This window comes from Aeromonas sp. 9A (assembly GCF_963900955.1).
Classification (GTDB): Bacteria; Pseudomonadota; Gammaproteobacteria; order Enterobacterales; family Aeromonadaceae; genus Aeromonas; species Aeromonas salmonicida.
The window spans coordinates 1-10,622 of record NZ_CAWRFG010000004.1 but is presented as its reverse complement, the minus strand read 5'-3'; the positions used below and the strand labels follow the sequence as shown (position 1 = coordinate 10,622).

The 10,622-nt window shown below is 57.3% G+C and carries 10 protein-coding genes and 1 pseudogene; 6 read left to right on the top strand and 5 right to left on the bottom strand.

The window, feature by feature from the left end; translation table 11 throughout:
• Nucleotides 1-221: 221 nt before the first annotated feature.
• From AACX78_RS21825 to AACX78_RS21815, 3 genes are read right to left on the bottom strand one after another with little or no spacing between them, the layout of a single operon-like run.
• Nucleotides 222-950 (bottom strand): phage terminase small subunit, encoded by a 729-nt coding sequence (locus AACX78_RS21825; protein ID WP_159167626.1) that lies wholly within the window; start codon nucleotides 948-950, stop codon nucleotides 222-224.
• Between the two features lie 3 nt (nucleotides 951-953).
• Nucleotides 954-2,021: a phage major capsid protein, P2 family gene (locus AACX78_RS21820; protein ID WP_159167625.1), complete on the bottom strand. Its 1,068-nt coding sequence runs from the start codon at nucleotides 2,019-2,021 to the stop codon at nucleotides 954-956.
• A 9-nt stretch (nucleotides 2,022-2,030) separates the two neighbouring features.
• A complete protein-coding gene (locus AACX78_RS21815; RefSeq protein WP_159167624.1) occupies nucleotides 2,031-2,900 on the bottom strand; it encodes a GPO family capsid scaffolding protein in 870 nt (289 codons plus the stop codon).
• A gap of 176 nt (nucleotides 2,901-3,076) precedes the next feature.
• Between AACX78_RS21815 and AACX78_RS21810 the strand changes: the two genes are divergently transcribed.
• From AACX78_RS21810 to AACX78_RS21800, 3 genes are read left to right on the top strand one after another with little or no spacing between them, the layout of a single operon-like run.
• Complete coding sequence (locus AACX78_RS21810) at nucleotides 3,077-4,894, top strand: terminase large subunit domain-containing protein (protein WP_159167623.1); 1,818 nt, start codon at nucleotides 3,077-3,079, stop codon at nucleotides 4,892-4,894.
• Nucleotides 4,891-5,907, top strand: coding sequence for a phage portal protein (locus AACX78_RS21805; RefSeq protein ID WP_159167622.1), 1,017 nt, complete (start codon nucleotides 4,891-4,893; stop codon nucleotides 5,905-5,907). Before AACX78_RS21810 ends, AACX78_RS21805 begins: the two co-directional genes overlap by 4 nt.
• Before the next feature lie 58 nt (nucleotides 5,908-5,965).
• Nucleotides 5,966-6,217 (top strand): ogr/Delta-like zinc finger family protein, encoded by a 252-nt coding sequence (locus tag AACX78_RS21800; protein ID WP_159167621.1) that lies wholly within the window; start codon nucleotides 5,966-5,968, stop codon nucleotides 6,215-6,217.
• A gap of 69 nt (nucleotides 6,218-6,286) precedes the next feature.
• Here the strand turns inward: AACX78_RS21800 and AACX78_RS21795 are convergent, their stop codons facing one another.
• A complete protein-coding gene (locus tag AACX78_RS21795) occupies nucleotides 6,287-6,862 on the bottom strand; it encodes a hypothetical protein (protein ID WP_159167620.1) in 576 nt (191 codons plus the stop codon).
• 315 nt (nucleotides 6,863-7,177) lie between these two features.
• Here AACX78_RS21795 and umuD point away from each other — a divergent pair, with 315 nt between their 5' ends.
• From umuD to AACX78_RS21780, 3 genes are all read left to right on the top strand, one after another.
• The gene (gene umuD / locus AACX78_RS21790) at nucleotides 7,178-7,600 is read left to right on the top strand and encodes a translesion error-prone DNA polymerase V autoproteolytic subunit (protein WP_159167619.1); all 423 of its coding nucleotides are present in this window, start codon (nucleotides 7,178-7,180) and stop codon (nucleotides 7,598-7,600) included.
• Nucleotides 7,597-8,880 carry a translesion error-prone DNA polymerase V subunit UmuC gene (umuC, locus tag AACX78_RS21785; RefSeq protein WP_159167618.1) on the top strand — a complete coding sequence of 428 codons (1,284 nt, stop codon included), beginning with the start codon at nucleotides 7,597-7,599 and terminating at the stop codon, nucleotides 8,878-8,880. Before umuD ends, umuC begins: the two co-directional genes overlap by 4 nt.
• A 154-nt stretch (nucleotides 8,881-9,034) precedes the next feature.
• The gene (locus tag AACX78_RS21780) at nucleotides 9,035-9,652 is read left to right on the top strand and encodes a ribbon-helix-helix protein, CopG family (RefSeq protein WP_159167617.1); all 618 of its coding nucleotides are present in this window, start codon (nucleotides 9,035-9,037) and stop codon (nucleotides 9,650-9,652) included.
• A 230-nt stretch (nucleotides 9,653-9,882) separates the two neighbouring features.
• On the opposite strand, the pseudogene AACX78_RS21775 reads toward AACX78_RS21780, so the two are convergent.
• Nucleotides 9,883-10,622 (bottom strand): annotated as a pseudogene (locus AACX78_RS21775) (replication endonuclease); the annotation flags it as partial.

Below are 10,622 nucleotides of genomic sequence, written 5' to 3'. Positions count from 1 at the left end.
CAGGCAGGGCGCGGCGACGTTCAAAATCGCTCACGGCCACATCCGGCCAGAAGCCGTCATTGCGGATAGTGGCGGCGCTGTAGTCGATGTCCTTGCCTGCAAACATGGCTGGCCTCGCTGGTTGGTTAAATGGAGCACCCCTGAAGCCACGCAATGGCCGCTGGGTTAGCCATAAGCTGCCCATGGCCTTCGCGCCGGGGTGCGGTGGCGCGGAGAGTCGGTTACTGCTCTGGGTTAAGCGCCCGCAGGCGCATGGCAATCTTTTGGCGCAAGGTGCCGACGCCCACCTTGCCGTGCAGTTGGTCGGCCTGGGCCAGCCAGTGATCGGCTTGCTCCAGAGTGGCGCTGTCGCCCACGGCGCTGGGGCGGGGTTGGCCGTCGTGGTCACGCAGCAGCAGGCAACCGGCGGCCTTGAACCACTTGGCGGTCAACCGCTCGTTGAGGCGCCAGTCGGTGCGCACCTTGTCAAACACCCGGGAAAACCAGGGCTCTACGGCGTGGCCCTCGGCCGCCTGTTTCTCGGACCACTCCAGCACGGTGTCGGCCACAAAGTGGGCCCAGTCGCGCTTGATGTTGTTCGGGGTGCGCTGGCCCTGGGCAATGGCGAGCTCTGCCCAGGCAATGCCGGCATCAAAGTCCCCGACGTCAAAGGCCCAGATGATGAGGCGCTGAAACAGCTCGTTCTGGTAGGGCTGGCCGGACTCCGCGACCGCTGCCAGATAGCGCTCCACATAGGGGCGGTACTTGGGCATCAGCTCATCGCGTTTCATGTTCACCCGATCGCCGATGCGCGCCAGCTTGCGCAGCCGGACTATGTCCTGCTCCAGCGCAATCAGCTGCAGGTGCAGGCTGTCAGCCACCGCGCCGGTGGCCATGCCAGAGCTGGCGGCCTGCTCGGTCCCTTGCCTGGCGATCAGGCGCTGCTTGTGACGTTGACCGGGTGAGCTCATGGCTTAGTCCTGCGGCTCGGTGGTGGGCGCCTCGGCAGGCTTGGCGGCACCAATCTCGATATCGGCCTCTTCAAAGCCGCCATAGGCCAGGTGCTCGCCGAGGGCATAGCCTTCCATGCGCCAGTACTGGTTATCGAAGCACTTCTTGTCCTGGTTATCGTCGGCCTTGCGCTTGCGGGTGCCACGCTGGGTGTAGATGTGCAGGTTGTCCAGGGTGGTGACCACCATCCGCTTGCCCGGGAAGAAGGGCGGGATGTAGGCGCGGCGCCCAGCGATGGACTCGGCCAGCTTTTGGGCGGCGATCTGTTCGCTCGGCTTGGTGGCTTCGCTGTAGAGCTTGGCCTGGGCGGCGGCAATCAGGTCGGTACCGACCAGCACCACCAAACGCGGGTCCTGGCGAAACAGCGGGTCGATGGTGGTGTTGATGAGGTCGGAGGCCATCTCGTCCAGGGTCTTGTAATCGCCATGGCCGTCCGGGTCGAAGCGGATCTTCTCGCCGGCCTTGGCCTTGATGATCTGGCTGCCGTCGTTCCACTCGCGGGCGATTTGGTGCCAGCCCTTGTTGACGTCTTCACCGAGCGGGTGCTTGGCGGGATCGGTATCGGCGGCCGCGTCGATGCCGTTCCAGCCGACTCGCAGCATGTCCAGGGCAAACGCCTTGTTGATGAAGTCGCCCACCAGGCGCAGGAACTCGCCCTCGCTGCCGGCGTTGGCCCAGACGCACAGGGTCGCCCAGTCCAGCGAAGCGCACGAATCGGTCTCGGTCAGCTCGTAGGTGTTGCCATCCACGCCGATCTTGCCGTTGAAGCGGCCGTTTTTCTTGCGGCCGGTGAACAGCTTGCCGATGCCCACCTGCACCACCTGGCCCTTGATCTGGTCCACGTCCAGGCAGGTAACGAGGCCGAGGAACTCGACCGAGGCGAGCAGGGCGGCGCGCAGGCCGGTTTCCACCGGACCGGTGACGCTGAACTGTTTGGCCAGGGCATTAACGGGGATGCCGTAGGACTTGGCCAGGGCGTTGTTGTATTGATCCAGGCGCTGCATGGCCTGGACGGTGAGGGTCTGACTCATGGGCCGTCCTTAATATACGGTGGGGGTATCGTCACCGCCGAGCGCACCCGGGCGCTGGCCCGGCACTTCAACGGAGAACTTCTCGATCTGGCCTTGCAGCTCGCCGAACTTGTCGGTCAGACCGGTCAAGGTCTGCTCCAGCTTGGTGAACTGCTCGGCAGTGATGCCGGGCTTTTCTTCGGTGGCTGGCTCGATGACCGGGGCGGCGGGTTGCTCATTGGCCGGCTTGACTTCCAGCTTGGCGCTGAAGGCATCGATCTTGGTGCCAAGGCCGGTCAGGGCCCCCAGCATCTGATCGAACTGTTCTGGTTTCATTTCCTCATCCTCGGGTTGGCTGGGGGTTGGTGTGGGGTCAGGGTCGCCGTGGCTTGCCAGGAAGCTGAAAAACTTGGCGATCAGGCCATCGGCCTTCTCGTGCTTGGGTAGCTTGAAGGTGGAGAGATCCAGCTGTTCGCTGGCGCCGATGGTGTGGCCTTTGTGCTTGGTGCTGAATTTGAGGCGCGTGGTACCGAGGCTTGCCGGCTCATCGGTGACGCCGAGGCCCAACAGGTAGGTGCGCCCGGTGTCGGCGAAGTTCTCGAAGGGTTCGATGGAGCAGAACTGATACTGGCCGCTCTGGTTGTAGTAGATGAGATCGCGATTCGGGCAGAGGATGGCGAACAGCTTGAGCTTGCCATCGACTTCCACCGTTTTGAGCGCCTGTACCACCCCGAAGTTTGACCAGCGATCGTGCTCGGGCCACAGCAACGCCGTGTAGAAATCGGGGTCGTAGGTCTCGGCCATGTCGGTGAGCCAGTCGCGGGTAATATCCCGCCCATCCACCGCTTTGCCTTCGGTGGCGATACAGACCCAATCTGTTCTTAAGGTTGTTGCGCTCATGCCTGCTCCCAATAGATGCGGGCTCAGGCTATCGGGTCGGCAAGGGGGTTTCACCCTGTTGTGTTCGGGGAGATTCGGATCCAGCGGGATATCCGAATTGCTCAGAACATCAGTGGGATAAGCGAGGGGAGGGGGCTGGCTATGATGGCGCCATCATTCATATCGATGGAGGCGCCGTGGCGTATCCCGAAGAGATCCGCAAGGCAGCAAAGGGACTCTACCTTAAGCGATGGACCCCCCAGGAGATCAAGGACGAACTGGGGCTGAACTCCTGCCGCATTGTCTACTACTGGGCTGAAAAGCTCGGCTGGCGCGAGCTGCTGACCGACGAGGCGGTGGAGGATGCCATTGCCCGCCGGGTCAATGTGCTGCTGGATCGCGAGAAGAAAACCCCGGGCGAACAGGAGGAGCTGGACCGGCTCATCGGCCACCATGTCAGCCTCAAAGAAAAGGCGCTCAAGTGGGCCGAACGCCAGCAGGCGCTCACTGCTCGCCGCGAGGGTGGCGAGGAACCGGCTGCCGAGCGGCCGCGCCGTGGCCGAGGCGGCCAAGATAGCGGCAGCAAAGGCAAAGGCGGCAAGAAGGGCAAGAACCAGGTAGGCCATCTGACAGCCGATGACTTTGCAGAGTGGCTGGGGACCCTGTTTGGCTACCAGCTGCGCTGCCGGGAGGCCAAGAACGACCCGGCCTTGCCGCGTACCCGCAATATCCTCAAATCTCGCCAGATAGGCATGACCTACTACTTTGCCGGCGAGGCGCTGGAAGATGCCATTCTGACCGGTGGCAACCAGATATTCCTGTCGGCCACCCGCGCCCAGGCGGAGGTGTTTCGCTCCTACATCTGCAAGATTGCTCAGACCTTCCTTGGCGTCACCCTGACCGGCAACCCCATCGTCTTGTCGAACGGGGCCGAGCTTATCTTTTGCTCCACCAACTCCAACAGCGCCCAGTCTCGTTCCGGCAACGTCTACATCGATGAGTATTTCTGGATCCCCAACTTCGAGCGGCTCTCCGATGTCTCCAGCGCCATGGCCACCCAGAGCCACTGGCGCAAAACCTACTTCTCCACGCCATCAAGCAAGGTGCACGAAGCGTACCGGTTCTGGACCGGGGATCGCTGGAAGGGTACTCGCCCCAGTCGGCAGGCTATCGACTTCCCTGGTGAAGATGACCTGCGCGATGGGGGCCGCGTCTGCCCGGATAGGCAATGGCGCTACGTCATCACCATTGAGGATGCCATACGTCTGGGCTGCAACCTCATCGACATCGAGGAGCTCAAAGACGAGTACCCGGAGGAGGTGTTTGAGCGCCTCTATCTGTGTCGCTTTATCGACGATGCTCTGTCGGTGTTCAAGTTCCAGGATATGGAGCGGGCGGGGGTGGACCCGACCCGGTGGGAGGACTACAAGCCAGGGCGGCCCGACCCGTTTGGCCGGCGGGAGGTGTGGCTGGGGTATGACCCGAGCCGCACCCGCGACAACGCCACCCTGGTGGTGGTCGCCCCGCCCACCGTCGCCGGCGAGCGATTCCGGGTGCTGGAAAAGCACTACTGGCGCGGGCTCAACTTCCAGTTCCAGGCACAAGAGATTGAGCGCATCGCCAAGAAGTTTCGGGTCACGTATCTGGGGGTCGATGTCTCCGGCATCGGCGCCGGGGTGTTTGACCTGTTGAAACCCGTGTTCAAAGGGGTGTGCCACCCCATCAACTACAGCATCGAGAGCAAGTCGCGGCTGGTGCTCAAGATGATCGACGTGGTGGAGGCCAACCGCATCGAGTGGGACAGCTCGGATCGGGATATTCCGCTGGCGTTCCTTGCCATCAAACGCAGCACCACTGGCGGCGGCCAGATGACATTCAGGGCTGCCAGAGACAATGTGACCGGACACGCAGACGTATTTTTTGCCATCGCCCACGCCGTGGCCAACGAGCCACTCGATACCAACCGCAAACGCAAATCCAGCTGGGTCACCAGCCAGGAGAGAAAGGCAGCATGACCAAACGACAGCAAGCACCGGCCAAGACGGCCACCCCTTCCACCCGTTCTTCTGTGGTGTTCAGCATGCCGGAAGCGGTCGACCCCACCGCCTGGATGACCGATTACACCGGGGTGTTCTACAACCCCTATGGCGAATATTACCAGCCGCCCATCGAGCGCAAGGGGCTGGCCAAGGTGGTGCGGGCCAATGCCCATCACGGGGCCATCTTGATGGCGCGGCGCAACATGGTGGCAGGGCGCTTTACCAACCAGCGCACCACGGTCACCGCCTTTGCCCACAACTACCTGCAGTTCGGGGACGCGGGACTGCTTAAAATTCGCAATGGGTTCGGCCAGGTGGTGGGGCTGCACCCGCTGTCGAGCGTCTACCTGCGCCGGCGTGAGGATGGCTGCTTTGTTTACCTGCAGCAGCAGGGCAAGCCGAACCTGATTTACCGGCCAGAGGATGTGATTTGGCTGGCCCAGTACGACCCCGAGCAGCAAGTCTACGGCATGCCCGATTACCTGGGTGGCCTGCAGTCGGCCCTGCTCAATCAGGACGCCACCTTGTTTCGGCGCAAATACTTCCTCAACGGCGCCCACATGGGCTTCATCTTCTACGCTACCGACCCGAACATGGACGACGACACCGAGCAGGAGATGAAAGACAAAATCGCCAACAGTAAGGGGGTGGGGAATTTTCGCTCCATGTTTGTGAACATCCCGGACGGTAAGCCCGATGGCATCAAGCTTATTCCGGTGGGGGATATCGCGACCAAGGACGAGTTTGCCGCCATCAAGGGGATCACCGCCCAGGACGTATTGACCTCCCACCGTTTCCCTGCGGCGCTGGCCGGCATCATCCCGACCAATGGCGGGGGCGGGCTCGGGGATCCCGAGAAGTACGATGCCACCTATGCTCGCAACGAGGTGCTGCCGCTCTGTGAGCTAATCCAGGATGCCATCAACAGTGCGGGACTCCCTCGCTCCCTCTGGGTCGATTTTCGGGAGAATATCGGTTCAACTGTATAAACAAACAGTGTTTGCTGTGGCAAGATAGGCTGTTGATTTGGATAGAAAAGGGGGCGTAATGCGGGTTTATTGCAAAGAGTGTGGCCAGCGGGGCCGCATTACCAAAACCAACCGACTGAGCGATGATGTCTCGGATCTCTACTGCCAGTGCACGGACGCCGAGTGTGGCCACAGCTGGGTGGCCACCTTGTCGTTCGCCCACACCCTAAGCCCCTCGGCTAAGACTACGAACCAGCTGGTGCTGAGCTTGATGGGCTCGCTGACGCCAGAGGGGCGACAGCTGGTACTGAAAGGACTAGGGGCGCAATAGTGTCCCCGTCTCACCTGTCTGCATTTTTCAAACCGTTGAATAGATGGATATCACCTCAATAAAACTTATCTATTGAATAAACTCAATATTTAAATGATTGCTTAAATACAGGGTGATAAAAATCATTGATAAAATAAATGACACTAGAGATGCCCATTTTAAGGCAATAAATGAAACCTCTCCTCTTTTTACCCTGCCCCATTCCATTTTAAGTATTTTCTGACTTTCATTGGTTAAGTTTTCGATTATTTTAGAGTGCTCTTTGCTCTCTTGTTTAAGAGACTCTTTTTCAAGGAAGTTAATCATGTATAGTAATTTTGAATGTTCAGTAGGATTTAATCTTAGTTTTGTTTTAATAATTAAAGTGTCAACTTTTGTCATGTCATCCTTGTTGTCAGAAAGAAATTTTATAATTTCGTCTGAAGATTTTTTCTCTGCTCGAAATCTATTCACCATCACCACATAGGTTCCGGCCAACGCAAGCAATTCAGATATCTCACTACGGAATGAATCAATCCATGCCTGTCTGAATTCAGAGGTTTTTTGATCTTTCGATAGAATTGTTGCGATGAATGATATTCCACCAGCGATCATGGCGGCAGTTATTGGACCTAAAATCAATATATATTCTTTCCCAAATTCCATTTTTATTTATACCTTGGATAGAGTCGTTGTTAGTTATATTTTTAAAATGGTTGTTTAAATAACTGCTTCAGTTGACTTTTATTAAACTTATATATATCGCTCAGTTTAAGTAACCTAGTGAAAAGTAGATTAAATGAGTTGGTACATCATATCAGGTAACATCAGCTGTGGTCACCGTTGTTGGCTGTCAGGAACTGCTGGGCGAAAGGTCGGATAACCAGCTCTTAATGCACGAGAAGCCAAACGTCGAACAGTGATCCGCTTTTGGTGGTTTGCTATACTGTTTTTTTATACAGTTTAAATGAGATTGCCAGCATGTTTGCTCAACCCACCCCAGATGCTCCCTTGTTGGAGCTGCCATTGTTCCTCTCCCCGGTGGCTTGCGGCTTTCCGTCGCCAGCGCAGGACTACACCGAGCAGACCATTGACCTCAATCAGTTGTGTGTTACCCACCCAGCGGCCACCTACTTCGTGTGGGCGGCCGGTGACAGCATGGTCGACCACGGGATCCGCGATGGCGACCTGCTGGTTGTGGATCGCAGCCTCAAGCCACGACACGGTTGCGTGGTGGTAGCGGCAGTAGATGGTGAGTTCACCGTGAAGAAGCTGCAACTTGTGCCGACGGTGGCTCTGCTCCCTGGCAACCCGGCCTATCTCCCCATCCATTTCAACGATGGGCAGGAGCTTGAAATTTTCGGGGTAGTGGCTTTTGTCGTGCACAAGATGGATATCCCATGAACAAGCACTGTGCCGTCGCCCTGGTCGATGTAAACAACTTCTACGCCAGTTGCGAGCGGCTGTTTCGCCCTGATTTGAAAGGGCGGCCTATCGTCGTGCTCTCCAACAACGATGGCTGCGTGGTGGCACGCTCTGCAGAGGCCAAGGCGCTTGGCATCAAGATGGGGGGGCCCTACTTTCAGATCCGCCAGTTCTTCGAAGCCATGGGCGGGGTCTGGTTTTCCAGCAACTACGCCCTCTATGGCGACATGTCGAACCGGGTGATGACCATTCTGGAGGGGATGGCCCCGGCGGTGGAGGTCTACAGCATCGACGAGGCATTTATCCAGCTGAGCGAATCCTGGGCCGGTGACCTGGTGGCGTACGGGCGCCAAGTCCGCGAGCGGGTGCAGCAGTGGACCGGGCTGACCGTGGGGGTCGGCATCGGCCCCACCAAGACGCTCGCTAAGCTCGCCAACTATGCCGCTAAGAAATGGCCGGCCACAGGCGGCGTGGTGGATCTGCGGGATGAAGCGCGGCGCGCCAGGCTGATGGCGATCACCCCGGTGGACGAGATATGGGGCATTGGCCGGCGGCTGTCGGCCAAGCTGGAGGCGCAGGGCATCAAGACCGTGGCCGACCTGGTCGCCGCCGATCCCAAGGCGCTGCGGCGCCGCTATGGCGTGGTGGTCGAGCGCACAGTACAGGAGCTGCGGGGGATCCCCTGCGCAGAGCTGGAGCAGGAAGCCCAGGCCAAGCAGCAGATCATCTGCTCGCGCTCTTTCGGCGAGCGCATCACCCAGATCGGTCCCATGCACCAGACGCTGGCCGGTTACATGGAGCGTGCCGCCGAAAAGCTGCGGGGGGAGGGGATGTGCTGCCGCCATGTCACCTTGTTCATTCGCACCAGCCCGTTCAGCGACCGGGAGCCCTATTACGGCAACCAGGTGAGCACCAAGCTGGCGATACCCACCCATGACACCCGGGCGCTGTTGACCCTGATCCCCGAGCTGCTCCCCCTCATCTGGCGAGACGAGCAGCGATACCAGAAAGGGGGCGTGATGCTGGCCGATTTCACGCCCGCCAGTATGCAGCAGGGCGACCTGTTCGCCGCCCAGCAGCAATCCCTGCGTAGCGAGGCGCTGATGCAGGTTATCGACAAGATCAATCAGGGGAGGCTGGGGAAGGTCTATTTCGCGGCCCGCGGTCGCGACACCCGGGAGTGGATGATGAAGCGGGAGCAGTTAAGCCCCCGCTACACCACCGCGCTTGGAGAATTGCCGGTGGTTAAGTTAGCTTAACTTCAACCAAAGGAGTGAGATTGATAAGTGATATGACACTGGGAAACGGTCAGATCTCGTAGAATTCGCGCGTCACACAAAACTAAAGTGTGGAACATTCTCAAGGGGAGTGCTATGGTGTGTGACACAATCAAAATGTAGCACAAGGTGTTCTATGAAAAGCAACAAAGATGCCTCTATCCGAGTAAGAATTGATAGTGATGTTGAGGCTAGATTAAAAAAACTATGTGAACTTGATGGGGTAAATTCTAGCGTTTTAATAAGACGGTTGGTGAATTCATATTTTTTCTCTCATCCAGAAACAGAAACAAAAATTGAGGTGTCATTTCAAATTAAAAATCTTCCTAAAGAGAACATACATGCATGGTATGTATTTTTAATAGACGCAGAGTTGCAAACTGAAAATATAGAGCATGATTTGGTCTCTAAAGAGATTCCATTTTTACTTCCTGAGTTTTTTGAAGGTGAACAGGAGCCTTTTCGAGTTGATTCATTTTATTACCACCGTATGTCGCTCCCAAATTGCAGTGGGAAAAATGGTCGCTTCATTGGTGCGAAAATAGAGGATGGGAAATGGAAGGGAGCAATTTATGTATACAAGAATGCTCTGCTGGATACTCCCGAGGTGTACGAAGGAAAAGTGAAAGAAGCGTTAACTGAAAAAATTAAGGATGGTGTGATTCAATATATTAGAAATCAAGTGTCAATTGATTTTTTAGAAGAGTTAAATAAAGAAATGCTCGAGTCAAAAAACGACCATGAGCGTTATTAAAAAACCGAGATAGATGTTCACTTGATGCTCGGGGATAGATGGAAAATCTATCCCCGAGAATTATATAGATTGTATCGATACCATGGACGAATTAAAAATAGTCGTTATACGGCCTGTACCTCTTTAATGTGATGATTGATTAGCAAGTGAAGCTGTAGGTAGGGTTCTGGTCACTAGGTTATCCAGGCGGCGGTACTCTTCTCGGCTGACGGTCTGCTTGCTTTTCCCGTTCATATCCACTCCTCGCTGTAGTCGTCCTGCTCTTGCAACCACTGCGGCGTATCCAGCCCCTCCAATACCCGCCACATCTCCGACTGGTAGGGCTCGGGCAGCATCTCGATCCAGCTGCGGGTACCAGCATGGCCCTGCACCTGGTAGACCTCGCTACAGAGCTCAACTAGCATCGGCCAGTCCTGGTCATCGGCTGGGATTGCGTATTCATCTGGCTGGGCCTGCGCTGTCGGCTGCTGGCCATCTGGTATCCAATCAGGTTCATTAGGTATCGCTCGGCACGACTGCAGCTGGCCGTTCTCCAGCCAGAGGGTGAAGCCGTCCATGCTGACGCTGGCACCTGAGCGCAAACGGCTGATAGAGAAGGGAGATAAACCCCATTGCTCTGCCATTAACTGATCCGCAAACGCCGCTGGATCCGGCTGCGTACAGTTATTGTCAGAGCTCCAAGGAGCCGGGCTGTCGCCCGACTGAACCCCAACACCCCAGCCCGACGCCCCGGCGGCCTTGGTGGCTTCATGGGTGCCTGCGGGAACCACTTCCCACCCTTGCAGGCGGGTCTTGATCCCTAAGCGGGCGGTGTGTAGTCCCATCAGGCGCTTGATGTCTTCACCGTAGCAGTTGGCCTGCTCCTCAATGAGGTGGGCCAGTTTGATGGGGTGCTCGGCCCGGGTGGCCAGGGCGCCACCCATGGCGTGGAGGTAACAGCGAAAGATGCCGTTATCCGCGGCGTAACGGG

Coding starts and splice junctions, on each gene's coding strand:
- AACX78_RS21780 (WP_159167617.1), top strand. CDS start 9,035: ATGAAAAGCAACAAAGATGCCTCTATCCGAGTAAGAATTGATAGTGAT.
- AACX78_RS21825 (WP_159167626.1), bottom strand. CDS start 950: ATGAGCTCACCCGGTCAACGTCACAAGCAGCGCCTGATCGCCAGGCAA.
- AACX78_RS21800 (WP_159167621.1), top strand. CDS start 5,966: ATGCGGGTTTATTGCAAAGAGTGTGGCCAGCGGGGCCGCATTACCAAA.
- AACX78_RS21795 (WP_159167620.1), bottom strand. CDS start 6,862: ATGGAATTTGGGAAAGAATATATATTGATTTTAGGTCCAATAACTGCC.
- AACX78_RS21815 (WP_159167624.1), bottom strand. CDS start 2,900: ATGAGCGCAACAACCTTAAGAACAGATTGGGTCTGTATCGCCACCGAA.
- umuD (WP_159167619.1), top strand. CDS start 7,178: ATGTTTGCTCAACCCACCCCAGATGCTCCCTTGTTGGAGCTGCCATTG.
- AACX78_RS21805 (WP_159167622.1), top strand. CDS start 4,891: ATGACCAAACGACAGCAAGCACCGGCCAAGACGGCCACCCCTTCCACC.
- umuC (WP_159167618.1), top strand. CDS start 7,597: ATGAACAAGCACTGTGCCGTCGCCCTGGTCGATGTAAACAACTTCTAC.
- AACX78_RS21820 (WP_159167625.1), bottom strand. CDS start 2,021: ATGAGTCAGACCCTCACCGTCCAGGCCATGCAGCGCCTGGATCAATAC.